This window comes from Frondihabitans sp. GW821-FHT04F02 (assembly GCF_059420045.1).
On the sequence record NZ_JBWKSZ010000003.1, the window covers coordinates 209,834 to 234,095 of the forward strand.

Genomic DNA, 24,262 nt, shown 5'->3' on the forward strand with positions numbered 1-24,262 from the left:
CTGGCGGCATGCGCATCGACGACTTCCCGGGTGGGCGCGTGCTGTTCGCCGACGACGACGGCCCGCCGCTCTCGACGGAAGGTGACGCCGTCGACCTCCTGGGCGAGGCGTTCGGTGCGGAGGCCGAGGTCATCGCCATTCCGGTCGGGCGCTTCGACCCGGCGTTCTTCGACCTGTCGACACGGCTGGCCGGCCACTTTGCGCAGAAGCTCGTGAACTACCGCGTCCGCCTGGTCGTGCTGGGCGACGTCTCGGCGTTCGAGGCGTCGAGCTCAGCCCTTCGCGACTGGATCCGCGAGTCGAATACCGGCTCGCAGGTGTGGTTCGCCCGCGACGAGGCGACTCTGGCGGCGCGACTCGCGGGGTGACTGACAAGGATTCAGGCCCTGGCCATCCTTGTGAGGCATGCGGCGCGACCGTCTTCTCCTTGTGGGGCGTGCAGATCCGCGGCCGCATCCCTGTGCGCCCGCGGGGCGTCCTCCGCTGAGGATCCCGCGCCTCAGAACCCCACGCGCCGCTGCTGCTGCGGCGGCGCCTCTGGGAACCCGGGCAACCCGAGCGACGAGAGGTCGGGGAACGGGAACTCCGGCACCGGCGGCACGTCGGCGTCGTTGAGGACGATGGGCGCACCTGGCGTCCAGAACAGCCACGAGGCGCTGCCCTCGGCGTCGATCAGGCTGATCTCGAGCGGCTCGCCCGCGGCTGCGGCCGCGGTGAGCTTGTCTTTCAGGTCGACGAGCTGCGACGACGAGATGGCGGTGCGGACTCCGGCGTAGACGATGTGCGGCATGGTCGGAGCCTATGCCTCGACCTGTGGAGGATTCTCCCCAGTCCGCCCAGGGCAGAACGATTGCCGCTGGGCCTGTGGAGAACGCCAGCGGACACCGCCGCTCCGACTCCAGGATCGTCGGCATGGGAATCCGCTACTACGCCTATCCGGTCCTCGCCGACGACATCGCGCTCGCTCGCCAGAACCCTCTCGACTACATGAACAACAATCCGATCGTCGACCACGACGATCCCGACGACGACCGCCTGGTTCTGGAGCTCGACAAGTCCTGGCAGTACTTCCAGCGGCTCTTCGTCTGGCCCCACCGCTACCCCGACGACCCGTGTTTGAAGCTCGTGCAGGGCGAGGTGCAGTATCCCAACGGCTATGCGGAGGGGTACCGCTGCCACTACGCCGTGCTGGAGCCCTCCGAGATAGCCGAGATCGCGCTCTGGATCACTCACGTCGACAAGGTCGACGTCCTCGCGATGTTCCTCGCCTCCGAGCGTTGGCGCGGACGAATGGACGACGATGCGGCCGACCGTCTCCGCGAAGACGTCTCGTACGTGGGGCACTACCTCGAGAAGGCGAAGGAGTTCACGGCGCGGACCGCGGCGGCCGGCCACGGCGTGGTCTATCGCATCGGGTGAGCGGGCGCATCGGGTGAACTGGCGCATCGGGTGGACTGGCGGATCGGGTGCGCCCGGGGAGCTGCAGTTCCTGCGCCCGTGGCACGGGTGGGCGGCCTCGACGAGGTGCGCCCACCCGGCGGCGGCTACTCCTCGTTCTTCAGGGCGAGGCCGAGCGCGAAGAACGTCGGCGCCCAGTGGCCGACGAAGATGCCCCAGCGGTCGGACTGCGCCTTGTCGTCGGACTTCTTGCCACGCGACACCAGCCATGCGAGCAGCGCGATGATGATGGAGGCGAAGCCGCCGAGGTACATGTGCTCGCTACGGAAGCCGAGGTCGTGGACGAACTTGACGGGGTTCATGGTGGAGCCTTTCGGTTGAGATGGAGCAAGGAGTTGACCCCAGCACACTCCACCGAAGATGTGCGCGGCTCACCGGATGTACCCGGCGGTCGTAGCGGTCGCGCTAGTGCTCGCCCTTGATGACGAAGAAGGAGCCGCGGATCGTTCCGGCGAGCTTCGACTTCTGGCGCGCGAACTTGAAGCGCTCGACCAGCTCGTCGGGCACCTCCATGCCGTCGGAGAGCTTGATGCCGACGGCGCGCTTGCTGCCGTCGGCCACCGTGTACATGACGTTGATCGAGAGCCCCGACTCGAAGAAGACGTATGCCATGCGCATGCCCTCGACCTCGAACTCGGTGACCTCGAGCGGCTTCGACGCGATCTCGATGTCGCGCTCGGTCTTCAGGATGTCGGTGATCCAGGCGAGCGGCTCGGGAGCCTCGTCGACCGTCGATGTGACGAAGACGTGGTCGTACTTGTTCTTGAAGTAGCGGGCCTCGTTGGCGCGGAGGCCGGCGAGCGCGTCGGCGACCGGCGATGTCTCGAGGCCGGTCGTGGAGACGTTCACGAAGTCGACGGTGTAGGGCATGGGGCTCCTCGGTGTTCTCGGTGGGGCAACGCTAGCGCGCCTCCGTGTCGCCGCGTTTCTCGAATCGCGTCGCGTTTCGCGCGTACCACCTAGGGCTGGCCGACGGTCTCCACGATCTCGCCGTCGACGCCGCGGCTGAAGGTGCGGACCACGTCGATCGTGCCCACTATGGCGTCGTTGAAGTCGTCGAGGCGCTCGGCGGGTATCCAGTACTCGAGGATCGTCTCGCCGCCGACCTGCTGCACGTCGAACTGGCGCAAGAACTCGCCGTCGACCTCGAACTTCGTCACGTGCCCCACCCCCGACGCCCGCACGTTCCAGTCCCGCGCGATCCGGATCGCGTAGTCCTCGTTCAGCACCGGGTAGAAGATCGGCTGCTCCGGCAGGCGGGGCGGCCATGCTGACCATCCTGACTCGCGCACCAGCTCGAGCTCCTCGGGACCAGTCGGTCGCCACAGGGTCACGGTTGTCGGCTCGTCCTGCGTCATTCCCCCACCTTGGCATGCCGTCGCGCCGCCTCGAGCTGGCGTCTAGTCACGTATCTGGCATCTAGTCGCGAATAATCGCGCCGAGATGTCGGAAACGCGACTCACTGCCATCGCGGAGCTCGTTGTTGAAGCGGAACTCCGCCGAGTTTCGACCCTCCGAAGCATGACCTTTGAATGTCCATGCGAAGCATAGGCGAGGGGCGTCTCTCTCCAAAACAGTCCTCACGCCCGAAGTTCTCGCCGCCCCTGCCCGAGTGAACAGGCCTCGCTGGCCCGGAGCCCGGCGAGCGCGTCGACGACCGGCGACGGCTCGGGCCCGGTCGTGGACACGTTCAATCAGCGTGAGGTGCCGCGGAACCCCAGAGGTGGTGAACGGTGGTGAGAAGCCTCACTCGGCGGACCAGAGCTCCTCGGCCTCGAGGACCAGATCGATCAGTTGACGCAGGAGACCCCCCAAGGTCGTCGACCTCAACAGGGTGTAGCTGTCGTAATCACCCAGCGGGGCGATCGCCGCCAGTTGCCAGACGGCTGCGACTGGATCGTCCGACAGCTCGATGTCGTCATCCGACTGGGGCCCCGCGGCGCGAACAATCAAGCGGCGGACAGCGGCTTCGGCCTGGTCCCGCAGGGGTGCGAGCTTCTCTGACCACTCGAGATCCGGCAGAATCGAGAGCTCGGCCCGCGGGTACGGATCCTCGTCGACCCAACGTTCGACCGTGAACCGCCGGGTCCCCAAGCCGACGATGAACAGGTCGTCGGCGCCCGCGGCGGCGCTCACGAGACGCGCCATCGTCCCGACCGAGGCGCGCTGGTCGCCACCCCCGGCTTCTGATCCGCGCTCGATGAGGACGACGCCGAACTCGGGTTCATCCTCGTCGAGCAAGCGGCCGACCAACGTGAGATACCGAGGCTCGAAGATACGCAGCTGGATGGGCACGAATGGGAACAGCACTGATCCCAGCGGGAACATCGGTGAGACGGCCATAACCCAGTGAAGCACCGCGGACGACAAGTTCACAGGTGCCCGGAGAGCGCTCGTCCACACCGCGAAGAACGCCTAGTTGTTGAAGCGGAACTCCACCACGTCGCCGTCCTGCATGACGTACTCCTTGCCCTCGATGCGGGCCTTGCCGTGGCTGCGCGCCTCGGCGATGGAGCCGGTCTCGACGAGGTCGGAGAACGAGATGACCTCGGCCTTGATGAAGCCCTTCTCGAAGTCGGTGTGGATGACGCCGGCGGCCTGCGGGGCCTTCCAGCCCTTGCCGATGGTCCAGGCGCGGGTCTCCTTCGGGCCGGCCGTGAGGTAGGTCTGCAGGCCCAGCGTGTCGAAGCCGATGCGGGCGAGCTGATCGAGGCCCGACTCCTCCTGACCCGTCGACGCGAGCAGCTCGGCGGCGTCCGCGGGATCGAGGTCGATGAGCTCGGACTCGATCTTCGCGTCGAGGAAGATCGCCTCGGCCGGCGCCACGAGGGCAGAGAGCTCAGCCTGGCGCTCGGGCGAGCCGATGACGGCCTCGTCGACGTTGAACACGTAGATGAAGGGCTTGGCCGTGAGCAGGCCGAGCTCGCGGATCGGCTCGAGGTCGATCGTGGTCGACGAGAGGGCCTCGCCGCGCTGGAGCGCGTCGCGGGCGGCGACCGCAGTGTCGTGCACGATCGGCTCGACGCGCTTGAGGCGGAGCTCCTTCTCGTACCGCACGAGCGCCTTCTCGACGGTCTCGAGGTCGGCGAGGATCAGCTCGGTGTTGATCGTGCCCATGTCGGCCGCCGGGTCGACGACGCCGTCGACGTGGACCACGTCGGGGTCGGCAAATCCGCGGACCACCTCGGCGATGGCGTCGGCCTCGCGGATATTGGCCAGGAACTTGTTGCCGAGCCCCTCGCCCTCCGACGCGCCCTTCACGATGCCGGCGATGTCGACGAACGACACCGGCGCGGGCAGGATCTTCTCGCTGCTGAAGAGGTCGGCGAGCACCTGCAGGCGCGGGTCGGGCAGGTTCACGATGCCGACGTTCGGCTCGATGGTCGCGAACGGGTAGTTCGCCGCCAGCACCTGGTTCTTGGTCAGGGCGTTGAAGAGGGTGGACTTGCCCACATTGGGGAGTCCGACGATCGCGATAGTGAGAGCCACGGTCATAGAGCCTAACCGGAGCCGGCCCGACGGGACGGACGGAGGGCCCGCAGGACAGACGGAGGGCCGACCGCGGGACCGCCCGCGTGGGTTCCGGCAATGTCGGCACCCCGTGACACGATGTCGCCATGCCACTCGACTACGTTGCCATCGACTTCGAGACCGCCAACTCGTCCAGTGCCTCCGCGTGCTCGGTGGGCATGGTGCGGGTCAGCGACGCCCGGGTCGTCGATCGTGCGTACTGGCTGATCAAGCCGCCGCCCGGGCACGACGAGTTCAGCGAGTGGAACACCCGCATCCACGGCATCCGGCAGTCCGACGTCATCGACGCGCTGGGCTGGCACGAGCAGCTCGACGACCTCGTCGAGTTCGCCGGCGACGACGTTCTCGTGGCTCACAATGCGGGCTTCGACATGGGCGTGATCCGCGGCGCGTGCGAGGCCACCGGCCAGGAGCCGCCGGCGTCCCGCTACCTCTGCAGCCTCCAGGTGGCGCGCAAGACGTACGCCCTCGAGTCGTACCGCCTGCCGGTGGCCGCCAGGGCCGCGGGCTTCGAGGAGTTCACCCACCACGACGCCCTGGCCGACGCCGAGGCGTGCGCGGCGATCATCGTGCACGCGGCGAAGCGTCACGGCGCGACGACCGTCGACGAGCTGGCCGCGGCCGCGGGCGTCCGCGTCAACCTGCTCGAGCCGAAGCGCACCGTCCGCTTCGTGTAGTCGAGACAGAACGACGTCCAAACGAGACCGCGTCGGGCTCGCAGCCCTGTCGTCACCGCGTGACGCGGATCGTCCTCGACTCGTAGTCGGCGTTCCCATGCCCGTCGCTGACGCGCGCGTAGAACCGGTACACCCCAGGTGTCGCCGGCGCCTTGATCGTGTACCGCCCGGGTGTCAGCTTCGTCGCATGCGCGGCCGGCGGGGTCCCGTTGGCGCCGATCGCCAGGGGTGTGCGCGTGATCGCGTAGGCGATGGCGTCGCCGTCGGGATCGGTGGCGGGAGCCGCCAGGATGAACGTCTTGCCCGCCTTCACAGCGTACGTCGAGAACTTCATCTGCAACACCACCGGCGGCCGGTTCGCCCCGACGTTCCCACCCCACGCCTTGACGAGCGCGTAGTACGACGCCCGCTTGAGATCACCGGGGCGGAGGCCGAACCAGATCGCGTTCTGGTCGGTCTCGTTCGAGTAGTGGAACATGGTGCCGCCCAGGGCGACGCCCGGGTCGCCGACGATGGCCTTCCATGCGGCGGTGTAGTCGGCGGCGGCAGCGGCATCGCTCGGCTGCGTCGGCTGACCGTTGCGGTCGGCGGGGACCTCCCAGTAGCCGTCCGTACCCGCTTCGGTGAGGATGTACGGCTTCGTGTACGTTCCTGCGCCCCAGGCCTTCTTCACCGACGTGATGCCGCCGTACGTGTTCAGGGCGAAGAGGTCGAGAGACGGGGCGTACTTCTCGTACGCGGGCCAGAACGACGTCTGCGAGTCGGTCGACGTGACCGGGTGGTCGGGGTCGGCCTTGTGGATCGCCTTCGCGGCCTTCTCGATGAACTTCGCGTACGCGGCCCGCTGGGCGCTCGACGGGAGGTTCTGCATGACCTCGTTGCCGACGTCCCACATCAGCACGGCGTCGCTGTTCTTGTAGAACGTGACGGTCTTGGTGATCTCGCTGATCATCTGCGACTGGTAGGCCGAGTTCGTGGTCCAGTCCTGGCCGTAGTCGATCCAGAAGCCGGCGATGACGCGCAGGTGGTTGTCTTCCGCGGCGGTGAAGAGGTCGTGGGTGGTCGACGAGATGTCGGTACCCCAGTCGCGCACGGTGTTGGCGCCCATCGCGTGCACGTCGGGCAGGTACTTCGCCGGGGCGTTGACCTTGGGATCGTAGGTGACGCCCTTCACCGTGTACGGCTGGCCGTCGACCGTGAGCGACCAGTGGCCCGTCGTGCCGGTGACGTGGACGCCTGTCGTCGCAGCGGCGGCGGGCTGCGCGGCGACGAGAGCGGCGGCCCCGAGTGCGAGGGCCGCGGTCGTCGCGATGGCACGCGCAAGCAGAGGGCGGGGCATGGGGCCTCCAGAGTGATCGGTTGACGACCACGCTACGTGCCGCCGCCTCCCCCGTCAGTCCCCCAAAGAGGGAACCGACAGAACCCCGCGCGTCTGAGAGGCGCGGACCGCACCGGCCGCGCATCGCCGATGATAATGTCTGAACAATCGCGCGACGGCCTCGGGCCGCCGCCTGTACCGGGAAGACTCGATGACCGAACACGATGGCGTGCTGCCGCCCGACCTCTTCATGGACCTCGACCGCTCGGGGCCCATGCCGCTCTACTTCCAGGTCTCGAGCCGCATCGAGAACGCGATCGCGACGGGAGTGCTTCCGGCAGGATCGCGCCTCGAGAACGAGGTCGCCCTCGGCGAGCGCCTCGGCCTGTCGCGCCCCACGATCCGCCGTGCGATCCAGGAGCTCGTCGACAAGGGTCTGCTCGTGCGTCGGCGCGGCATCGGCACGCAGGTCGTGCACGGGCCCGTGAGCCGCAAGGTCGAGCTGACGAGCCTGTTCGACGATCTCCGCTCGGGCGACCAGCACCCGACGACGCGCGTGCTGTCGCACAGCGTCCTCCCCGCCGACGAGCAGATCGCCGAGGCCCTGGGCATCGCGGTGGGCGATCCCGTCACGCACATCCGACGCCTCCGGCTGGCCGACGACGTGCCGGTCGCGCTTCTCGAGAACTACCTGCCGACGGTCGTCGCCGACCTGTCGGCCATCGACTTCGAGGAGTTCGGCCTGTACCAGGTGCTGCGCGGCCGCGGCGTGACGATGCGCGTCGCCAAGCAGACCATCGGGGCTCGGGCCGCCGTCGACGACGAGGCGTCGCTGCTCGAGATCGACGAGCACGGGGCCGTGCTGACCATGAGCCGCACGGCCTACGACGCGTCGGGCCGCGCCGTCGAGGTCGGCTACCACTGCTACCGCCCCGACCTGTACTCGTTCTCGATCACCCTCGTCGAGAAGTAGGGAGCACTCGGACGCGCAATCTGCGGCGTTGTCGCCCCGCCGGCATAGCTTCGCTATTGCCGGCGGGGCTCCGCCTTGCATCTCACGCACCCGAGCACTCCCGCTGATGGCAGTCGGCTACGCCTTCGGGACGGACAGCTCGCCGGTCATGTACTGGGCGACGCCGAAGCCGAACGACCAGTCCTGCGGGCCGTTCTCGACGTAGCCGATGAAGACGTCCTCGCCCGCGACGCCGACGGCGGCGAGGCCGGTGGCGATGCGGTCGTAGAGCGCCGCCTTCGTCTCGTCGGTGCGGCCGCGCTGGGTGACGATCTGGATCATGACGACGCCGTCGGTGCGCTCGAAGCCGAGTCCGGCGTCCTGCGCGATGATGCGGCTGGCGGGGAGCTCGGTGATGATCTGGAAGCGGTCGCGCACCGGGATGCCGTAGACCTCCACGATCGCCTCGTGGATGGCGTCGGCGATCGCGGTGACCTCCGAGTCGGGACGGCCGGCGGTGACGTCGATTCTGACGAGGGGCATGCGCGCTCAGACCCCCGGCACGATCACGTCGCGCACGAGTGCGTCGAGCTGGGCGTCGGCGTCGAGGAATTGACGGAGCGTCGTGACGGTGGCGCCGAACCGGTCGAACTCGGCCGGCTCCATGCCGTCGACGTCGTAGGCGCGGGTGAAGTCGGGGATCCTCGCACGGAGCGTCTCGATGATCTCCGGGTCGACCGGCACGTCGATGCGGTTCTCGGCGGGGATCTCGTTCGCGTTGATGTCGACCTGCCACTGGAACGGCGGCGATACGACGAGGTCTCCTCCGACGAGCTCCGACCACTGCATATAGTTGCGGAACCCGGCCGAGAGCACGCGCGACGAGAAGCCGCGCTCGACGAAGACGTGGTGCGCCTTCTTCAGAGCGGCGACGCCGGCCCACTCCAGGTAGCCCGGATCGATGAGTATCCCGTCGCGTTTGGCGACGACCTTCAGCCAGTCGTCGAGGCGTCCGCCCATGATGGTGACGACGTTGCCGAATTCCGTCTTCTCCGGGTGCAGGGCCGCGGGGAGCACGTCGGCGGCCCGGCGGGCCAGGCCGCGTTCGAGAGCCTCGCCGACGGCGACGGCCTGCGGCACCGTGAACGACACGGTCGCGTTGATCGAGACGCCGCGGTACACGGCCTCCTCCATCGCCTCGATGCCGAGCTTCGTGGCGGGGATCTTCACGATGATGTTCTTCGCGAGACCCGAGAAGGAGACGGCCTGCTCGACGAGGGCGTCCTTGTCGCGGTGGAACCGCGGGTCGGTCTGCATCGACAGACGGCCGTTGCGGCCGCCCGACGCCTCGAACGCCGGCTCGAGCAGCTTCGCCGCGCCGATCGAGAGCTCCTCGACGGCCTTCCAGCCCAGCTGGGACTCCCCCATCGTCGGGTTCTCGGCGGCGAGCTCGCGCAGGCGCGGGATCCAGGTGCCGGGGTCGTTCTTGATGCAGGTGAGGGCGATGACGGGGTTGCAGGTGGCGCCGACGGCGCCGAACTCGGCGATGGAGCGCGCGAGTTCCTGCGGGTCGGCCGAGTCGTTCCAGAGGCTCGTCGGGGTGTCCTGCGCGGCGCGGAGGGTGCTCGGCCGGGTATCGGTGAGAACTGTCGTCATGAGATGTCTCCTTGATCGTGTGAGTCGACCGCGTGCCGGTTACGACAGCGTCGGGCGAGAGGACTGCGGGGTGCGGGTGGCGGCGATCCGGGCTGCGATCTGCTTGCGCTGGAACTTCGAGACCTCGTCGGCGTTCTCGTCTTCGGCGAACACGCTCGACACGGCCACCGTGTCATCGCGGTCGAAGAATCCGAGGCCGCCCAGACCGCCGAAGAACTGGGCCCAGTCGACGTCGCCGTGGCCGATCGGCAGGTGCTGATGCACTCGCACGGGATTACCGGGCGGGTTGGTGATGTAGCGGAGTCCGTGCGACCGGTGGTGGTCGAACGTGTCGGCGATGTGCACGAGGCCGATGGACTGGCCGGCCGCCTCGAAGATCGCCGGGGTCTGGTCGCCGTAGTGGAAGGTATGGCACGAGACGAACGCCATGCCCACCTGCTTCGAGTTCAGCCCGCGGATCACACGGACGGCCTCCAAGCCGTCCTCGACGAAGTCGTCGGGGTGCGGGTCGATGAGCACCCGGATGCCCTCGCGCTCGAACAGCGGGAGGAGCTCCTCCATCGACCAGTAGAACTGGCGCTCGGACTCCTCCTGCAGCTCGGGCCGCCCGGAGAACTCCGTGTTGATGAGGTCGACGCCGAGACGGGCCGTGATGTCGATGACGCGCTTCCACTGCTTGACGGCGGCACGGCGCTCGTCGTCGGACGGACCCGACCAGCGGAGCACCGGCAGCACGGATGCCACCGTCACCCCGGCATTGCGGCAGGCCGCGGCGAAGGCGTCGACGAGGTCGTCGTCGGCCTTCGGGTGCCGGAAGAACGGGATGAAGTCTCTGTGCGGTGTCAGCTGGAGGTGGTCGTACCCGAGGTCGCGGACCTTCTGCGGCAGCTCGAGGAGCGAGTAGTCGTGGTGGAACGGCGTCGGATCGAGGGCGATCTTGACCATCAGGCCGAGACCGCCTCGCGGGCGCCCGTCTCGTAGAAGGCAGGCTTCTCGAGGGCGTATTCGACGACGACCTTCTCGCCCGACGACTGCGCGAGCACGCCCGCGTCGGCGACGACGCTGGCGAGGTAGCCGTCCCAGGCCGACGGTCCGTCGATCTCGCCGCGGTGCGCCGCGTCGACCCAGCGCTGGATCTCGACGTCGTAGGCGGCGCCGAAGCGCTCCTTGAACGACGGGGTGACGCTCTGGCCGATCTGGCCCGCGCTGGCGACCTGGATGGTCTCGGCGCGGCCGATCGACGCCACGCCCGACTCGAAGACCGCGTCGGTCGTCACCTGGTAGCCGAACTGGATGTTGACGCTGATCTCGACGATCGCGAGGGTGCCGGACAGCGTCTCGAGCAGGACGAACTGCGGCTCGACCAGGCCGTCGGGCGCGAGCGAGTTGCGACGCGGCTTCTTGACCTCGACCGAGACGATCGGCTCGCCGGCGATGAACGGCACGATGTCGATCTCGTGGATCACCGAGTCGGTGATGAGCGCCGACTCCGAGTAGTTCGGAGGCGTGGACGCGTTGCGATGAGCGCAATGGAGTGCGAGCAGCGACCCGTTGGCTCCCGACCGCACGAGCTCGCGGAGCTGGAGGTAGCCAGCGTCGAAGCGGCGCATGAAGCCCACCTGCATGTGCGGTCGGTCGAGCTTCTGCTCGGCCTCGATGATGCGGAGGCTCGACTCGACTGTGTCGCTCAGTGGCTTCTCGCTCAGGATCGCCAGGCCCTTCTCGAGCGCGGGCAGGATCACCGGCTCGTGCAGGAACCCGGGGGTCGCGATGATGACGGCGTCGATCTCGGTGCCCGCGAGGGCGTCCTCGAAGGCGGCGAACGTCTGGGCGCCGGGCGCGAGGGCCGCGGCGGCGGCGGCGCGGGCGGTGTCGGGGTCGACGACCGCCGTGACGCGGGCGCCGGAGATGCGCTGGGTGATGCGGGCGACGTGGTCGGCGCCCATCATGCCGGCGCCGACGACGGCGACGCGGAGTTCCTGCGTGCTCATGGTTCTCTTCTTTCTCTGGTGCTCTGGTTGTCAGCGGGACTAGTTGACTCGGGCGAGGTGGGTGCACCCGAAGATGTGCTCGCGGGTGCGCGTGGCGATGCCGAGCGGCAGGTCGATCGAGGCGACCGGGAACATGTCCTGCTCGACGATCCCGAAGATGTTCGAGTCGAGCTTCGCCACGGCCTCGATGATCGGGGCGAGCGCAGGAACTCCCTTCGGGGGCTCTACCATCACGCCCATCCCGACGGCCTCGCCGAAGGGGATGTCGTTCTTCAGCACCGTGAAGCGGAGGTCGGAGTCGACCTGCTTGAGGTGGAGGTAGCCGATGCGCTCCGGGTACTGCTCGATGAGGCGCACGTTGTCGCCGCCGTAGTAGGCGAAGTGGCCGGTGTCGAGGCACAGGTTGGTGAACTGCTGATCGGTGACCTGCAGGAAGCGCTCGGTCTCCTGGTAGGTGCCGACGTGGCTGTCGGCGTGCGTGTGGAACTGCTGGTGCATGCCGAACTCCTCCAGCAGCGCCTTGCCGAGCTTGTCGTGGCCGGCGCCGAGCTTCGCCCACTGCTCGTCGGTCAGGGTGCGCGCCTCGAGCACCTCGTTGGTGGCATCGCTCCGCCAGAGGTCGGGGATGACGACGAGGTGCTCGGCACCGAGCTTGGAGGCGAGGCCGGCGACGTCGAGCGCTTGGTCCCACGCGCGCTTCCACTGCTCCTCGCCCTTGTGGAACCCCGTGAAGACGGTGCCCGCCGAGAGCTTGAGGTCGCGCTTGCCGAGCTCGTCCTCCAGCTGGTGCGGGTCGGTCGGCAGGTAGCCGAACGGCCCCAGCTCGATCCACTCGTAGCCGGCCTTCTGGACCTCGTCGAGGAAGCGGTCCCAGGGGATCTGGCTGGGGTGCTCCGGGAACCACACGCCCCACGAGTCGGGTGCGGTGCCGATGCGGATGCCCTGGGTGTCGGTGACGGTCATGACTGCGCTGTCTCTTTCTTGGTAGGAGGTTGTCGGGGTTCAGCCGAGGAGGGGCCGCTGCCTCGCCTGCTCGACGAGGTAGTCGTCGTAGGCCTTCTGCGTCGAGGGGAGGGTCGAGACCTGAGCGACCGGGACGTCCCACCAGCCGGCGCCGTCGGGCGCGTAGACGAGCGGGTCGCTGTTGATGTGGATCAGGGTTGAGGTCTCGGACGTCTTCGCCGTGGCGAACGCCGCCGACAGGTCGGCGATCGCGTTCGTCGTCGGCTCGATCTCGATGACGTCGACGCCGTAGCTGCGCGCGTTCATCGCGAGATCGACCGGCAGGATCTCGGAGCCCTGGAAGTCGAGCGTCGCCTTGTCCTGCTTGCGATACAGGGTGCCGAAGCGCTCCGAGCCGACCGTCTCGGAGAGGTGGCCGATCGACGCGTAGCCGTGGTTCTGGATCAGGACGACGATCACCTTGATGCCCTCGGCGACCGCCGTGACCAGCTCGGTGTGCAGCATCAGGTACGAGCCGTCGCCGACCATGATGATGACGTCGCGGTCGGGGGCGCCGCGCTTCACGCCGATGCCGCCGGCGATCTCGTAGCCCATGCACGAGAACGCGTACTCGACGTGGTAGCCGAGGGCGTCGCGGGTGCGCCAGAGCTTGTGCAGGTCGCCCGGGAGCGAGCCCGCGGCCTGGACCACGACGTCGGTCGGGTCGGATGCCGCCTGGACGGCTCCGATGATCTCGGGCTGGCCCGGCAGCGCGAGGCCGCTGGGGAGGAAGGCCTCGTCGACGAGGTCGTCCCACGCGGCCTTCTCGGACGCGATGCGCGCGGCGTAGTCGCTCGAGACGGCGAACTCCGAGAGGCCGTGCGACAGCGCGTCGATGCTCTCGCGGGCGTCGGCGATGATCGGCAGCTGCGAGCCGTGCTTGTAGGCGTCGAACGACGCGACGTTGATGTTGACGAAGGACACGTCGGGGTCCTGGAACGCGGTGCGCGAAGCCGTCGTGAAGTCGCTGTAGCGGGTGCCGATGCCGATCACGACGTCGGCCTCGGCCGCGAGGTCGTTCGCCGCGAGCGAGCCGGTGGCGCCTACGCCGCCGAGGTACTGCGGGTGGTCCCAGTCGAGGGCGCCGCCACCGGCCTGCGTCGTGCCGACCGGGATGCCGGTCGCCGCCGCGAAGGCGCGGAGCTGCTCTTCGGCGCCCGAGTAGAGAACTCCGCCGCCGGCGACGATGAACGGGCGCTCGGCGCCGCGGATCGCGGCGATCGCGCGCTCTAGCGGGCCCTTCTCGGGGACGGGTCGGCGAACGTGCCATTCGCGGTGACGCAGGAACTCGACGGGGACGTCGATCGCCTCGGCCTGCACGTCTTCGGGAAGCGCGATCGTCACCGCTCCCGTCTCGACCGGATCCGTCAGAACGCGCATGGCCGACAGGGCTATCGAGAACAGCTGCTCGGGGCGGACCACCCGGTCGAAGAATCGCGAGAGCGGGCGGAACGCGTCGTTCACGCTGATCGAGGTGTCGTGGGGCATCTCGATCTGCTGCAGCACCGGGTCGGAGACCCGGGTCGCGAAGGTGTCGCTGGCGAGGAGCAGCGCGGGCAGGCGGTTCGTCGTCGCGAGGGCCGCGGCGGTCAGCATGTTGGCGGCGCCGGGGCCGACCGACGCGGTCGACGCATAGGTCGCGCGGCGGCGGTGCATGCGCGCGTACGCGACGGCCTGGTGCACCATGGCCTGCTCGTTGCGGGCCTGGAGGTACGGCATGAGACCGGGCTTGGTCTCGTGCAGCTGCTTGAGCGCCTGGCCGACGCCCGCCACGTTGCCGTGGCCGAAGATGCCGAAGATGCCCGGGATCGTGCGCTCGCGCACATCGCCGTCGACCGTCCACTGGTTGGCGAGGAACTCGACGAGGGTCTGGCCCACGGTCATCCGGATGGTCTGTGCTGGGGAAGTCGTCATCGACCTGATGCTTTCTGGTTGAGCGTGTGCGGCTCTGCGGCGGCGTACGGGAGGCGGGGGTCGGTCTCTTGCTCCGACCATTCGGCGCGGACCCACCCGTGCGCCGGATCGTCGGTGATGTTCCAGACGCGCTCCGGGTCGGGCCCGGCCATCACGTTCAGGTAGTACAGGTCGTAGCCCGGGGCGGCCACGGCAGGGCCGTGGTAGCCGAAGGGCACCAGCGCGATGTCGCCGGTGCGGACCATGGCGTTGATGTCGATCGCGCCGGCGGGCGACGAGTAGGTGGCGAACATGCCGAAGGGCTGCGCCTCGGCCGGAGCGGTTGCCCCGCGGGTGACCTCGGACTCGAAGTAGTAGATCTCCTCCAGCCGCGACTCGACGCCGGGCACGGCCTCGTCGTGCTTGTGCGCCGGGTACGACGACCAGTTCTCGGCCGGTGTGATGACCTCGCAGACGATGAGCTTCTGCGCGTGCAGACCCGCGGGCGTGCCGTAGTTGTGCACCTGGCGGGTCGAGCGGCCGGCCCCGCGGATCTCGATCGGGATGTCGGCCTTGCGGAGCACCTGCACCGAGAGCACCTCGGTGGCGGGCGCCTCGGCGACGCCGACCCGGCCGGAGCCGGAGAGGGTCGCCGAGGTGCCGACGCCGAGGTAGGCGACATCGGGCGGACCGTCGAAGACCGAGGCGCGGCCCTCGAGTTCGATCGTGCCGCGGTCGCCGGCGGACGCCCACTCGATGCGGACGTCGCCGGTCAGCGGCACGATTATGCGCTCCCTATCGCCGGCGGTCAGCGTCAGCTCGCCGGCCGCCAGCTCGCCGACCCGGAGGCCGGTGTGCTGCCAGCCTTCGAGGGTGTCGTCGACGACCGACTGCCAGCCACCGCGGGCCAGGCTCTGTGCGGGGTGGAACCAGGTGGTCATGGGTGCGTCACGCCTGGGGGAAGCCGAGGTTGATGCCGCCGTGCGACGGGTCGGACCAGCGCGACGTGATGGCCTTCTCGCGCGTGAAGAAGTGGAACCCCTGCATGCCGTAGGCCTTCGAGTCGCCGAAGATCGAGTCTTTGAACCCGCCGAACGAGTAGTAGGCGACCGGGACGGGGATCGGCACGTTGATGCCGATCATGCCGACCTCGATCTCGTTCTGGAAGCGACGCGCAGCTCCCCCGTCGTTGGTGAAGATCGCCGTGCCGTTGCCGAAGGCGCCCGAGTTGATGAGCTCGACGCCCTCCTCGTAGGTGTCGACGCGGACCACGCTGAGCACTGGTCCGAAGATCTCCTCCGTGTACACGCGGCTGGTCAGCGGCACCCTGTCGATCAGGGTGGGGCCGAACCAGAAGCCGGCCTTGTCGCCGTCGACCTCGATGCCGCGGCCGTCGACGACGACGTCGGCTCCGTCGGCGATCGCGATGTCGACGTACGAGGCGACCGTGTCGCGGTGCTGCTCGGTGACCAGAGGGCCCATATCGCAGGATCGCCGACCGTCGCCGATCACGAGCTTCGACATGCGCTCCTTGATCATCGGCACCACCTTGTCAGCTACGTCGCCGACGGCGACGAGAACGCTGATCGCCATGCAGCGCTCGCCGGCCGAGCCGAAGCCCGCGTTGATGGCCGAGTCGGCCACCAGGTCGAGGTCGGCGTCGGGCAGCACGAGCATGTGGTTCTTCGCGCCGCCGAGGGCCTGGACGCGCTTGCCGTTCTTGGCTGCGGTCTCGTAGATGTACTTCGCGATCGGCGTCGAGCCGACGAACGAGATGCTGGCGACGTCGGGGCTGTTCAGCAGGCCGTCGACGGCGAGCTTGTCGCCCTGCAGGACGGTGAAGACGCCGTCGGGCAGACCGGCCTCCTTGAAGAGCTCCGCCAGGAAGATGCTCGACGACGGGTCCTTCTCGCTGGGCTTGAGGACGACCGTGTTGCCGACCGCGATGGCGATCGGGAAGAACCACATCGGCACCATGACCGGGAAGTTGAAGGGGCTGATGATGCCCACGACGCCGAGCGGCGACTTGGTCGAGTAGACGTCGACGCCGGTGGACACCTGCTGGCTGAACTCGCCCTTGATGAGGTGCGGGAATCCGGTCGCGAGCTCCAGGACCTCGAGGCCGCGCTGGATCTCGCCCAGCGAGTCGGAGATGACCTTGCCGTGCTCGGCGGTGAGGATCTCGGCGAGCTCGTCCTTGCGCGCGTTGACCAGCTCGCGGAAGCGGAACATGATCTGCTGGCGCTTCGTGATCGACAGGTCGCGCCACTTCGGGAACGCCGCCTTGGCGCTCGCGATGGCGCGGTCGATCTCCTCCTGGCTGGCGAGGGCGACGGTCTTCGTCGCGACGCCGAGCGCGGGGTCGTAGACCGGGGCCGTGCGGCCCGACGCGCCCGAGACGCGCGCTCCGTCGATCCAGTGGGTGATCTCGGGAAGCTCGGTCGCGGTCGCGCCGGCGGTGGGAGCGGTGGTAGTCATCTGCTTCTTCTTTCTGAGCGGAGCGTTCGGTCTAGGCGTTCTGGACCTGCGCCGGGACAGTGGAGTGGACGAGCCCGGCCGCCGTGTCGACGGCTGCGACGACGTCGTCGTCGGACGGGTAGAGCAGGGTCCGGCCGACGGTGAGGCCGCGCACGCCGGGCTGCGCCAGGGCGGCGCCCCACTTCGCGTAGGTCTCGTCGGGGTTCTCGGCCGGGTCGCCTCCCAGGAGGAGCGTCGGCAGGGTGGTCGCGGCCATCACGCGCTCCATGTCGTCGACGACCGGGAGCTTCAGCCAGCTGTAGGCCGTCGACTCGCCGAGGCCCGAGGCGATGGCGACCGACTTGATGACGGCCTCCGTCGAGAGGTCGTTGACGATGCGGCCGTCGACCCAGTTCGACACGAACGGCTCGAGCATGATCGGCAGGTGGAGGGCGGCCGACTCGCTGACGGCCCGAGCGGTCGCCTCGATGGTCGTCGCGGTGCCGGCATCCTCGAGGTTGATGCGCATGAGCAGCTTCGCGAAGTCGAACCCGGCGTCGACGATGCCCTGGGACGAGTAGGCGGTGAAGCGGTCGTCCATCTCGAACGTGGCGCCCTGGAGGCCGCCGCGGTTCATCGAGCCGACGACGACCTTCCCGTCGAGAGCGCCGAGCAGGGCCAGGTCTTCGAGGATGTCGGGGGTGCCGAGCACGCCGTCGACGCCTGGTCGCTCGAGAGCGACTACGAGGCGGCGGAGCAGCTCGCCCCGGTCGGACATCGCCAGCGAGTCTCCGCGGACTCCGAGGGCGCCGCGGGCCGTGTGGTCGGCGGCCACGATGAACAGGCGGCCGTCGCCCTCCAGGAGCGGGCGCCGGACGCGGCTCGCGAGAGCGGCGCCGATCGCCTCCGGCTCGGCGGCGCGGATGTCGCGCAGACGCGCGACCCTGTCGGCGAACGACGAGGATGCGTCAGACATGGAGGGCCTCCTCGAGGACTGCCTCGACCTCGGCCGCGGTGGGCATCGCGGTCGAGCATTCGAAGCGGGTGGCGACGATGCCGCCGGCGGCGTTGGCGAAGCGCAGGACGCGCTCGAGCTGCCAGCCCTGCAGGAGCCCGTGGATGAGGGCGCCGCCGAAGCCGTCGCCCGAGCCGAGGCCGTTGATGACCTTGACCAGGTGGGCGGGTACCTCGATCGACTCGTCGCGCGTCTTGGCGAGGACCCCGCGCGGGCCCTGCTTGACGATCGCGAGCTCGACGCCGCGCTCGAGGAGGGCGTCGGCTGCGCGCTCGGGCTCCGTCTCGCCGACGGCGATCTCGCACTCCTCCTTGTTTCCCACCGCGACCGTGACGTGCTCGAGGGCACGCCCGACCTCGCGGGTGGCCACCTCGGCCGACGACCAGAACATCGGACGGTAGTCGAGGTCGAGGATCGTCAGGGGGCGTCGGCCGCGCGCCTGGTAGGCGACGTGGTGGGCCTGTCGGCTGGGCTCCTCGGAGAGGCCTGTGACGGTCGTCCAGAAGACCCGGGCCTGCTCGATGGCGGCGAGGTCGAGCGACTGCACCGTGATCATCAGGTCGGGGGCCTTGGGCGCCCGGTAGAAGTAGAGCGGGAAGTCGTCGGGCGGGAAGATCTCGCAGAACGTGACGGGGGTGTTGAGCCCGGCGACGGTCGAGATGAACTCCGTCGAGACGCCGAGGCGCTCGAGCTCCTTCACGACGTAGCGGCCGAACGGGTCGGCACCGGTGCGGGTGATGACGCCGGACCGGTTGCCGTAGCGCGTGGCCGCGATGGCGACGTTGGTCGCACTGCCGCCGACCGACTTGGAGAACGTCTCGACCTCCTCGAGAGGCACTCCGGCCTGCTGCGGATAGATGTCGACGCCGACCCGGCCCATGGTCACGACGTCGTAGGGGGTACCTGCTGTCTGGGTCATACTCCGATGTACAACTTCCTGTGTGAAGGCGGAACCGTGCTGTGATGTCGAGCGTACACGTCTCTTGCCTTAATGTCAGGACATTAAGCCTCCGGATTGCGAGACCTTTGTCGGTGGGCACTGCCAGACTCCCAGCATGTCCTCCACCGCCGCTCTCTTCCTCGGGCTCCTCGCCGGCGCCGCGCTCGGCATCCTCATCGGCCTCGCGCTGGCGCGCGGCCGCGTCGCCGGCTCCGCGTCGACGGCCGCCGCCCTGCGCGAGCGCCTCGACGCGCAGGAGGCGCAGCACGCCCGGCAGCTCGAACTGCAGGAGCAACGGGTCGACGAGCTGCACGACCGGCTGATCGCCTCGGCAGAGGCCGAGACGGCGCGTTCGTCGGCCGACGGCCGGGTGCTCACCGCCCTGAGCCCCGTGGCCGAGAGCCTCCGTGCCGTGCAGCTCAAGGTCGCCGAGCTCGAGCAGCAACGCCAACGGCAGCACGGCGAGCTCAGCGAGCAGCTGCGCTCCGCCTCCGAGTCGGAGGAGCGCCTGCGCTCGACGGCCGAGTCGCTGGCGGCGGCCCTCAAGTCGAACAGCACGCGCGGCGTCTGGGGCGAGACGCAGCTCCGCAACGTCGTGCAGGCGGCGGGGCTCCTCGAGCGCGTCGACTTCGACGTCCAGTCGTCGATCGCGGCCGACTCCGGCGCGAGGCGCCCCGACATGGTCATCCACCTGCCCGGCGGCAAGAACATCGCCGTCGACGCCAAGGTGCCGTTCACCGCCTACCTCGAGGCATCGACGATCCCGGCCACGGCGACCGGCGCCGACCGTGCACGCCGCGACGACCTGCTCCGCGCGCACGTCAAGGCCGTCCGGGCCCACATCGACGCCCTCGCCGCGAAGGCGTACTGGTCGGGTCTCGACTCGTCGCCCGAGCTCACGATCGCGTTCATCCCGAGCGAGTCGCTCGTATCGTCGGCGCTCGAGGCCGACCCGTCGATCATGGACTACGCGTTCCAGAAGCGCGTCGCCCTGGCCTCGCCGGTCACCCTGTGGTCGGTGCTGAAGACCATCGCGTTCAGCTGGCAGCAGGACGTCGTGACGCAGGAGGCCAAGCAGCTCTTCGACCTCAGTCGCGAGCTGTACGGCCGCCTGTCGACGATGGCCGGGCACGTCGACAAGCTCGGGCGCTCCATCCGCGGCACGGTGACCGACTACAACAGGTTCGTCGGCTCGCTGGAGAGGCAGGTGCTTCCGTCGGCCCGACGGCTGTCGATGCTCGACGAGGCGACTGTGCTGGCACCGGCCGCGCCGATCGACGACCTGCCGCGCGACCTCGCGGCGGTCGAGCTCACTGCCGAGCTCGACCGCGTGCGCGAGAGCTAGAGACCTAGGCCTCGCCGAGCCACTTCGACTCGAGGTGATCGGCGATCACGCGGCGCTGGGTGCCCGAGTGCGAGCGGAGCACCAGCGACTCGGTGCGGATCAGGCCGTTCTTGCGGGAGACACCGGCGACGAGAGCGCCGTCGGTGACGCCGGTCGCGACGAAGTAGGTGTTGTCGCCCGTGACCAGGTCGTCGCCCGTGAGAATGCGGTCGAGGTCGTGGCCGGCGTCGATCGCGCGCTGGCGCTCCGCGTCGTCCTTCGGCTTCAGCTTGCCCTGGATGACGCCGCCGAGCGCCTTGACTGCGCAGGCGGTGATGATGCCCTCGGGGGTGCCGCCGACGCCGACGCACATGTCGATGCGGGACTCGGGGCGGGCGGCGTTGATTCCGCCCGCGACGTCGCCGTCGAGGAGGAGCCGCGTTCCTGCGCCCGCTGCTCGGATGTCGGCGATGAGCTGCTTGTGACGCGGACGGTCGAGGACCGCGATCTGCATCTCTTCGACCGGCATGCCCTTGGCCGCAGCGAGCGCGCGGATGTTGTCGCCGATGGGGAGGCTGAGGTCGATCACGCCGAGGCCCTCGGGGCCGGTCACGATCTTGTCCATGTAGAAGACGGCGCTGGGGTCGTACATCGTGCCGCGGTCCGAGACGGCGATCACGGAGACGGCGTTCATGCGGCCGGTCGCGGTGAGCGAGGTGCCGTCGATCGGGTCGACCGCGATGTCGAACGAGGGGCCGTTGCCGGTGCCGACGTGCTCGCCGTTGAAGAGCATCGGGGCGTCGTCCTTCTCGCCCTCGCCGATCACCACGACGCCGTCGAAGTCGACGGTGCCGAGGAACTTGCGCATCGCATCGACAGCGGCGCCGTCGGCGAGGTTCTTCTCACCGCGGCCGATCCACGGTGCCGCCCGGATGGCCGCGGCCTCCGTCGCCCGCACCAGCTCCATTCCGAGGTTCCGGTCGGGGTGGGTGAACAGGGTGCCAGGATCGCTGATGGTCATGAGGCGAACTTTACCCGGGTCGGAAGTCCGAGCCATTACGCCGTCGCGCGATTGCAGGTGCACACATGTGCAGCGCCGGATCGACCCGGCGAGCGCCCATCGCGCCTCGGTAGAGTGAAACGAGAACGCGCCCGTCATCGAAGGAGAAGTCATGCCCGTCGCCACCCCAGAGCAGTACGCCGAGATGCTCGACCGAGCGAAGACGCAGGGGTTCGCCTACCCCGCGATCAACGTCTCGTCGTCGCAGACCATCAACGCCGTGCTGCAGGGTCTCACCGAGGCCGGGTCGGATGGCATCATCCAGGTCACGACCGGAGGCGCCGACTACTTCGCCGGCCAGACGGTCAAGAACCGCGCCGCGGGCGCCATCGCATTCGCGAAGTTCGCCACCGAGGTGGCCAAGAACTACCCCGTCACGGTCGCCCTCCACACCGACCACTGCCCCAAAGACGCCCTCGACGGCTTCGTCATGCCGCTCATCGCCGCCTCCGAGGAGGAGGTCAAGGCGGGCCGCAACCCCCTCTTCCAGTCGCACATGTGGGACGGCAGCGCGGTGCCCCTCGACGAGAACATCTCGATCGCCGAAGACATGCTCAAGCGCACCAAGGCCATCAACGCGATCCTCGAGGTCGAGATCGGCGTCGTCGGCGGCGAGGAGGACGGCGTCGAGCACGAGGGCACGAACGACGCGCTCTACACGACCGTCGGCGACGTGACCCGCGTGGTCGAGGCGCTCGGCCTGGGCGACAAGGGCCGCTACATCGCCGCTCTCACCTTCGGCAACGTGCACGGCGTCTACAAGCCCGGCAACGTCAAGCTGCGCCCCGAGCTCCTCGGCGAGATCCAGGCCGGCATCGCCGAGAGGTTCGGCACCGCGGCCAAGCCGCTCGAGCTGGTCTTCCACGGCGGATCGGGTTCGTCCGACGCCGAGATCTCAGAGGCCGTGTCGAACGGCGTCGTCAAGATGAACATCGACACCGACACGCAGTACGCGTTCTCGCGCTCGATCGCCGACACCGTGCTCAAGAACTACGACGGGTTCCTCAAGGTCGACGGCGAGGTCGGCAACAAGAAGGTCTACGACCCGCGCTCCTGGGGCAAGATCGCCGAGACCGCCATGGCCGCCCGCGTGCTGGAGGCGACGAAGCAGCTGGGCTCGCACGGCCAGAGCAAGAGCTGACGGCCTTCGGCCCACGAGGCTGAGATAGGCAGGATCACGGGGCGGTCGCCACTCGGCGGCCGCCTCGCCTGCGTCCGGGTGCGCCCCGTCAGGCCCCGACGAACGACGAGTCGCCCATGACGACGCCCACCACGACCAGTCCGGTCACGACGTTGACGGCGAGTCCGACGATCAGGAGCACGAGCCAGGAGCGCTTGCCCGCCCGGAGCCGGCGGATCGCGACGATCATCGTGATCAGGAAGATCGGCACCGAGGCGGCGGCGCTGACGACCCCGACGAGCTGCAGCGCCGCCGTGCTCTCGAACGCGCCGGAGAGGTACCCGAGCGAGCGGAACTCCGCGACGTAGGTCGTCACGAAGGTGTCGGACTCCAAGGCCGAGCGGACCACGTCGTACAGCCCGTAGACGATGAGACCGAGCGTCGCGAAGCGGTTGAAGGCCGCGTTGCGAAGTGCCTTGGGCGGAGCCCCGGGGACGGGCGCGCCGGTGGGCGGCGGTGCGTCGATGGTCGGAGCACCCGGACGCTGCGGTGCGGCGGAGGCCCTGACTTGCTGCGCCGGTGTCTCGGCTGTGCTCGGCTCAGGCGGCGGAGCGACGGGGCTGACCCAGCCCGGAGGGGCGTACTCGCCGTATTCCGGGGCTGGACGGCCCTCGACCCGGACGGGCTCGGCGGCCGCGGACTGGGGTGTCTCGGCGTGCGCGGTCTGCTCGGGAGGCGTGGTCATCGGGTGCGGCCGCCCAGGGCTCGGGAGTCGACCCCGCCGGTGGAATCCTTGCGCAGCTCTTTCGGGAGCGAGAACATCAGGTCTTCTTCGGCGGTCTTGACCTCGCCCACGTCGGCATAGCCGGCGTCGGAGAGCTCGGCCAGGACCTCGTCGACCAGGACCTCGGGCACGGAGGCGCCGGAGGTGACGCCGACGGTCTCGACGCCGTCGAGCCACTCCTGCTGGATCTCGGAGGAGTAGTCGACGCGGTACGCCGCCTTGGCGCCGTATTCGAGGGCGACTTCGACGAGGCGCACGCTGTTCGAGCTGTTCGCGCTGCCGACGACGATCACCAGATCGGCGTCTCTCGCGACCTTCTTGATCGCGACCTGGCGGTTCTGAGTGGCATAGCAGATGTCGTCGGACGGCGGGTTCTGGATGTTCGGGAAGCGCTGGCGGAGGCGGTTGACCGTCTCCATCGTCTCGTCGACGCTGAGGGTCGTCTGCGACAGCCAGACCAGGTTGTCGGGGTCGTCGACGACGAGCGTGTCTACCTCGCCGGGGTTCTGCACGAGGGTGGTCCGCTCGGGAGCGTGGCCCATGGTGCCCTCGACCTCCTCGTGGCCGGCGTGGCCGATGAGGATGATGTGCTGGTCTTGCTTCGCGAATCGGATGGCCTCGCGGTGCACCTTGGTGACCAGCGGGCAGGTCGCGTCGATGGACAACAGACCGCGGTCGTCGGCGCCCTTCACGACGGCCGGCGAGACGCCGTGCGCGCTGAAGACGATGTGCGAGCCCTCGGGTACCTCGTCGACCTCGTCGACGAAGATGGCGCCCTGCTGCTCGAGCGTGGCCACGACGTGGACGTTGTGCACGATCTGCTTGCGGACGTAGACCGGCGAGCCGTAGTGCTCGAGGGCCTTCTCGACGGCGATCACGGCGCGGTCGACACCGGCGCAGTAGCCGCGGGGGGCCGCCAGGAGCACGCGTTTGCGCCCGATGACGGGGGTATCCTTTAGCCTGTTGCGCACCGCGGGAACACGCGGTGTCGGAAGGTCGATGGCGAGAGCGCCATTCGTAATTCGGCTCACGGAGTGATTCTAGGCGGGCCTGGTCCGACCGGCCTGAGAGTCTCTCGACGCTG

26 protein-coding genes are annotated in these 24,262 nt (G+C 68.9%); 6 read left to right on the forward strand and 20 right to left on the reverse strand.

The window, feature by feature from the left end; genetic code table 11:
- Nucleotides 1-8: 8 nt before the first annotated feature.
- Nucleotides 9-368 carry a DUF4180 domain-containing protein gene (locus AC07TY_RS09605; RefSeq protein WP_494785168.1) on the forward strand — a complete coding sequence of 120 codons (360 nt, stop codon included), beginning with the start codon at nucleotides 9-11 and terminating at the stop codon, nucleotides 366-368.
- Between the two features lie 131 nt (nucleotides 369-499).
- On the opposite strand, the gene AC07TY_RS09610 is transcribed toward AC07TY_RS09605, so the two are convergent.
- Nucleotides 500-790, reverse strand: coding sequence for a hypothetical protein (locus AC07TY_RS09610; protein WP_123506226.1), 291 nt, complete (start codon nucleotides 788-790; stop codon nucleotides 500-502).
- A gap of 122 nt (nucleotides 791-912) precedes the next feature.
- Between AC07TY_RS09610 and AC07TY_RS09615 the strand changes: the two genes are divergently transcribed.
- The gene (locus AC07TY_RS09615; RefSeq protein ID WP_488625728.1) at nucleotides 913-1,419 is read left to right on the forward strand and encodes a DUF1877 family protein; all 507 of its coding nucleotides are present in this window, start codon (nucleotides 913-915) and stop codon (nucleotides 1,417-1,419) included.
- A 125-nt stretch (nucleotides 1,420-1,544) separates the two neighbouring features.
- On the opposite strand, the gene AC07TY_RS09620 is transcribed toward AC07TY_RS09615, so the two are convergent.
- The 5 genes from AC07TY_RS09620 to ychF all read right to left on the reverse strand — a co-directional run bounded on the left by AC07TY_RS09620 (nucleotide 1,545) and on the right by ychF (nucleotide 4,947).
- On the reverse strand, nucleotides 1,545-1,760 hold the full coding sequence (locus tag AC07TY_RS09620) for a hypothetical protein (protein WP_123506228.1): 216 nt from the start codon (nucleotides 1,758-1,760) through the stop codon (nucleotides 1,545-1,547).
- Nucleotides 1,761-1,863: 103 nt separating this feature from the next.
- Complete coding sequence (locus tag AC07TY_RS09625; RefSeq protein ID WP_494785169.1) at nucleotides 1,864-2,328, reverse strand: DUF8821 family protein; 465 nt, start codon at nucleotides 2,326-2,328, stop codon at nucleotides 1,864-1,866.
- An 89-nt stretch (nucleotides 2,329-2,417) separates the two neighbouring features.
- A complete protein-coding gene (locus AC07TY_RS09630; protein ID WP_494785170.1) occupies nucleotides 2,418-2,816 on the reverse strand; it encodes an ADP-ribosylation/crystallin J1 in 399 nt (132 codons plus the stop codon).
- 388 nt (nucleotides 2,817-3,204) lie between these two features.
- On the reverse strand, nucleotides 3,205-3,786 hold the full coding sequence (locus tag AC07TY_RS09635) for an LON peptidase substrate-binding domain-containing protein (protein ID WP_494785171.1): 582 nt from the start codon (nucleotides 3,784-3,786) through the stop codon (nucleotides 3,205-3,207).
- Nucleotides 3,787-3,873: 87 nt separating this feature from the next.
- Nucleotides 3,874-4,947 carry a redox-regulated ATPase YchF gene (gene ychF / locus AC07TY_RS09640; protein ID WP_494785172.1) on the reverse strand — a complete coding sequence of 358 codons (1,074 nt, stop codon included), beginning with the start codon at nucleotides 4,945-4,947 and terminating at the stop codon, nucleotides 3,874-3,876.
- 128 nt (nucleotides 4,948-5,075) lie between these two features.
- On the opposite strand from ychF, the gene AC07TY_RS09645 reads away from it, so the two are divergent.
- On the forward strand, nucleotides 5,076-5,666 hold the full coding sequence (locus tag AC07TY_RS09645; RefSeq protein ID WP_494785173.1) for an exonuclease domain-containing protein: 591 nt from the start codon (nucleotides 5,076-5,078) through the stop codon (nucleotides 5,664-5,666).
- A gap of 52 nt (nucleotides 5,667-5,718) precedes the next feature.
- Here AC07TY_RS09645 and AC07TY_RS09650 read toward each other — a convergent pair whose 3' ends face one another.
- On the reverse strand, nucleotides 5,719-7,005 hold the full coding sequence (locus AC07TY_RS09650; RefSeq protein WP_494785174.1) for a glycoside hydrolase family 2 TIM barrel-domain containing protein: 1,287 nt from the start codon (nucleotides 7,003-7,005) through the stop codon (nucleotides 5,719-5,721).
- A 190-nt stretch (nucleotides 7,006-7,195) separates the two neighbouring features.
- On the opposite strand from AC07TY_RS09650, the gene AC07TY_RS09655 reads away from it, so the two are divergent.
- The gene (locus AC07TY_RS09655) at nucleotides 7,196-7,957 is read left to right on the forward strand and encodes a GntR family transcriptional regulator (RefSeq protein WP_123506232.1); all 762 of its coding nucleotides are present in this window, start codon (nucleotides 7,196-7,198) and stop codon (nucleotides 7,955-7,957) included.
- Nucleotides 7,958-8,074: 117 nt separating this feature from the next.
- Here AC07TY_RS09655 and AC07TY_RS09660 read toward each other — a convergent pair whose 3' ends face one another.
- Genes AC07TY_RS09660 through iolC form a run of 10 tightly spaced genes read right to left on the reverse strand, consistent with a single transcriptional unit; the run spans nucleotide 8,075 to nucleotide 18,869 of the window.
- Nucleotides 8,075-8,479 (reverse strand): tautomerase family protein, encoded by a 405-nt coding sequence (locus AC07TY_RS09660; protein WP_494785175.1) that lies wholly within the window; start codon nucleotides 8,477-8,479, stop codon nucleotides 8,075-8,077.
- A 6-nt stretch (nucleotides 8,480-8,485) separates the two neighbouring features.
- Nucleotides 8,486-9,592, reverse strand: a complete 1,107-nt coding sequence (locus tag AC07TY_RS09665; RefSeq protein ID WP_494785176.1) for a transaldolase family protein — start codon at nucleotides 9,590-9,592, stop codon at nucleotides 8,486-8,488.
- Nucleotides 9,593-9,631: 39 nt separating this feature from the next.
- Nucleotides 9,632-10,537, reverse strand: a complete 906-nt coding sequence (locus tag AC07TY_RS09670; protein WP_494785177.1) for a sugar phosphate isomerase/epimerase family protein — start codon at nucleotides 10,535-10,537, stop codon at nucleotides 9,632-9,634.
- Complete coding sequence (locus AC07TY_RS09675) at nucleotides 10,537-11,583, reverse strand: Gfo/Idh/MocA family protein (protein ID WP_494785178.1); 1,047 nt, start codon at nucleotides 11,581-11,583, stop codon at nucleotides 10,537-10,539. The genes AC07TY_RS09670 and AC07TY_RS09675 overlap by 1 nt, the downstream gene beginning before the upstream one ends.
- A 39-nt stretch (nucleotides 11,584-11,622) precedes the next feature.
- Nucleotides 11,623-12,546 (reverse strand): sugar phosphate isomerase/epimerase family protein, encoded by a 924-nt coding sequence (locus tag AC07TY_RS09680; protein ID WP_488625715.1) that lies wholly within the window; start codon nucleotides 12,544-12,546, stop codon nucleotides 11,623-11,625.
- Between the two features lie 39 nt (nucleotides 12,547-12,585).
- Nucleotides 12,586-14,499 (reverse strand): 3D-(3,5/4)-trihydroxycyclohexane-1,2-dione acylhydrolase (decyclizing), encoded by a 1,914-nt coding sequence (iolD, locus tag AC07TY_RS09685; protein WP_494785179.1) that lies wholly within the window; start codon nucleotides 14,497-14,499, stop codon nucleotides 12,586-12,588.
- Nucleotides 14,496-15,419, reverse strand: coding sequence for a 5-deoxy-glucuronate isomerase (iolB, locus tag AC07TY_RS09690; RefSeq protein WP_494785180.1), 924 nt, complete (start codon nucleotides 15,417-15,419; stop codon nucleotides 14,496-14,498). The genes iolD and iolB overlap by 4 nt, the downstream gene beginning before the upstream one ends.
- 7 nt (nucleotides 15,420-15,426) lie before the next feature.
- Nucleotides 15,427-16,956 (reverse strand): CoA-acylating methylmalonate-semialdehyde dehydrogenase, encoded by a 1,530-nt coding sequence (locus AC07TY_RS09695; protein WP_494785181.1) that lies wholly within the window; start codon nucleotides 16,954-16,956, stop codon nucleotides 15,427-15,429.
- Between the two features lie 31 nt (nucleotides 16,957-16,987).
- Complete coding sequence (locus AC07TY_RS09700; protein ID WP_494785182.1) at nucleotides 16,988-17,911, reverse strand: class I fructose-bisphosphate aldolase; 924 nt, start codon at nucleotides 17,909-17,911, stop codon at nucleotides 16,988-16,990.
- Nucleotides 17,904-18,869, reverse strand: a complete 966-nt coding sequence (gene iolC / locus AC07TY_RS09705) for a 5-dehydro-2-deoxygluconokinase (RefSeq protein WP_494785183.1) — start codon at nucleotides 18,867-18,869, stop codon at nucleotides 17,904-17,906. Before iolC ends, AC07TY_RS09700 begins: the two co-directional genes overlap by 8 nt.
- A 136-nt stretch (nucleotides 18,870-19,005) precedes the next feature.
- Between iolC and AC07TY_RS09710 the strand changes: the two genes are divergently transcribed.
- On the forward strand, nucleotides 19,006-20,235 hold the full coding sequence (locus tag AC07TY_RS09710) for a DNA recombination protein RmuC (RefSeq protein ID WP_494785184.1): 1,230 nt from the start codon (nucleotides 19,006-19,008) through the stop codon (nucleotides 20,233-20,235).
- A gap of 4 nt (nucleotides 20,236-20,239) precedes the next feature.
- On the opposite strand, the gene glpX is transcribed toward AC07TY_RS09710, so the two are convergent.
- Nucleotides 20,240-21,235 (reverse strand): class II fructose-bisphosphatase, encoded by a 996-nt coding sequence (gene glpX / locus AC07TY_RS09715; RefSeq protein ID WP_123506244.1) that lies wholly within the window; start codon nucleotides 21,233-21,235, stop codon nucleotides 20,240-20,242.
- A gap of 151 nt (nucleotides 21,236-21,386) precedes the next feature.
- On the opposite strand from glpX, the gene fbaA reads away from it, so the two are divergent.
- On the forward strand, nucleotides 21,387-22,415 hold the full coding sequence (gene fbaA / locus AC07TY_RS09720; RefSeq protein ID WP_123506245.1) for a class II fructose-bisphosphate aldolase: 1,029 nt from the start codon (nucleotides 21,387-21,389) through the stop codon (nucleotides 22,413-22,415).
- An 88-nt stretch (nucleotides 22,416-22,503) separates the two neighbouring features.
- Here the strand turns inward: fbaA and AC07TY_RS09725 are convergent, their stop codons facing one another.
- Both AC07TY_RS09725 and AC07TY_RS09730 read right to left on the reverse strand, forming a co-directional pair.
- Nucleotides 22,504-23,139 carry a DUF6264 family protein gene (locus AC07TY_RS09725; protein WP_488625708.1) on the reverse strand — a complete coding sequence of 212 codons (636 nt, stop codon included), beginning with the start codon at nucleotides 23,137-23,139 and terminating at the stop codon, nucleotides 22,504-22,506.
- Complete coding sequence (locus AC07TY_RS09730; protein WP_494785185.1) at nucleotides 23,136-24,209, reverse strand: 4-hydroxy-3-methylbut-2-enyl diphosphate reductase; 1,074 nt, start codon at nucleotides 24,207-24,209, stop codon at nucleotides 23,136-23,138. The genes AC07TY_RS09725 and AC07TY_RS09730 overlap by 4 nt, the downstream gene beginning before the upstream one ends.
- Between the last annotated feature and the right edge of the window lie 53 nt (nucleotides 24,210-24,262).

What these genes read in the sequence shown, in the direction of transcription:
- AC07TY_RS09605 (WP_494785168.1), top strand. Translation starts at nt 9, where the DNA reads ATGCGCATCGACGACTTCCCGGGTGGGCGCGTGCTGTTCGCCGACGAC.
- AC07TY_RS09610 (WP_123506226.1), bottom strand. Translation starts at nt 790, where the DNA reads ATGCCGCACATCGTCTACGCCGGAGTCCGCACCGCCATCTCGTCGTCG.
- AC07TY_RS09615 (WP_488625728.1), top strand. Translation starts at nt 913, where the DNA reads ATGGGAATCCGCTACTACGCCTATCCGGTCCTCGCCGACGACATCGCG.
- AC07TY_RS09620 (WP_123506228.1), bottom strand. Translation starts at nt 1,760, where the DNA reads ATGAACCCCGTCAAGTTCGTCCACGACCTCGGCTTCCGTAGCGAGCAC.
- AC07TY_RS09625 (WP_494785169.1), bottom strand. Translation starts at nt 2,328, where the DNA reads ATGCCCTACACCGTCGACTTCGTGAACGTCTCCACGACCGGCCTCGAG.
- AC07TY_RS09630 (WP_494785170.1), bottom strand. Translation starts at nt 2,816, where the DNA reads ATGACGCAGGACGAGCCGACAACCGTGACCCTGTGGCGACCGACTGGT.
- AC07TY_RS09635 (WP_494785171.1), bottom strand. Translation starts at nt 3,786, where the DNA reads ATGTTCCCGCTGGGATCAGTGCTGTTCCCATTCGTGCCCATCCAGCTG.
- AC07TY_RS09645 (WP_494785173.1), top strand. Translation starts at nt 5,076, where the DNA reads ATGCCACTCGACTACGTTGCCATCGACTTCGAGACCGCCAACTCGTCC.
- AC07TY_RS09650 (WP_494785174.1), bottom strand. Translation starts at nt 7,005, where the DNA reads ATGCCCCGCCCTCTGCTTGCGCGTGCCATCGCGACGACCGCGGCCCTC.
- AC07TY_RS09655 (WP_123506232.1), top strand. Translation starts at nt 7,196, where the DNA reads ATGACCGAACACGATGGCGTGCTGCCGCCCGACCTCTTCATGGACCTC.
- AC07TY_RS09660 (WP_494785175.1), bottom strand. Translation starts at nt 8,479, where the DNA reads ATGCCCCTCGTCAGAATCGACGTCACCGCCGGCCGTCCCGACTCGGAG.
- AC07TY_RS09665 (WP_494785176.1), bottom strand. Translation starts at nt 9,592, where the DNA reads ATGACGACAGTTCTCACCGATACCCGGCCGAGCACCCTCCGCGCCGCG.
- AC07TY_RS09670 (WP_494785177.1), bottom strand. Translation starts at nt 10,537, where the DNA reads ATGGTCAAGATCGCCCTCGATCCGACGCCGTTCCACCACGACTACTCG.
- AC07TY_RS09675 (WP_494785178.1), bottom strand. Translation starts at nt 11,583, where the DNA reads ATGAGCACGCAGGAACTCCGCGTCGCCGTCGTCGGCGCCGGCATGATG.
- AC07TY_RS09680 (WP_488625715.1), bottom strand. Translation starts at nt 12,546, where the DNA reads ATGACCGTCACCGACACCCAGGGCATCCGCATCGGCACCGCACCCGAC.
- iolD (WP_494785179.1), bottom strand. Translation starts at nt 14,499, where the DNA reads ATGACGACTTCCCCAGCACAGACCATCCGGATGACCGTGGGCCAGACC.
- iolB (WP_494785180.1), bottom strand. Translation starts at nt 15,419, where the DNA reads ATGACCACCTGGTTCCACCCCGCACAGAGCCTGGCCCGCGGTGGCTGG.
- AC07TY_RS09695 (WP_494785181.1), bottom strand. Translation starts at nt 16,956, where the DNA reads ATGACTACCACCGCTCCCACCGCCGGCGCGACCGCGACCGAGCTTCCC.
- AC07TY_RS09700 (WP_494785182.1), bottom strand. Translation starts at nt 17,911, where the DNA reads ATGTCTGACGCATCCTCGTCGTTCGCCGACAGGGTCGCGCGTCTGCGC.
- iolC (WP_494785183.1), bottom strand. Translation starts at nt 18,869, where the DNA reads ATGACCCAGACAGCAGGTACCCCCTACGACGTCGTGACCATGGGCCGG.
- AC07TY_RS09710 (WP_494785184.1), top strand. Translation starts at nt 19,006, where the DNA reads ATGTCCTCCACCGCCGCTCTCTTCCTCGGGCTCCTCGCCGGCGCCGCG.
- glpX (WP_123506244.1), bottom strand. Translation starts at nt 21,235, where the DNA reads ATGACCATCAGCGATCCTGGCACCCTGTTCACCCACCCCGACCGGAAC.
- fbaA (WP_123506245.1), top strand. Translation starts at nt 21,387, where the DNA reads ATGCCCGTCGCCACCCCAGAGCAGTACGCCGAGATGCTCGACCGAGCG.
- AC07TY_RS09725 (WP_488625708.1), bottom strand. Translation starts at nt 23,139, where the DNA reads ATGACCACGCCTCCCGAGCAGACCGCGCACGCCGAGACACCCCAGTCC.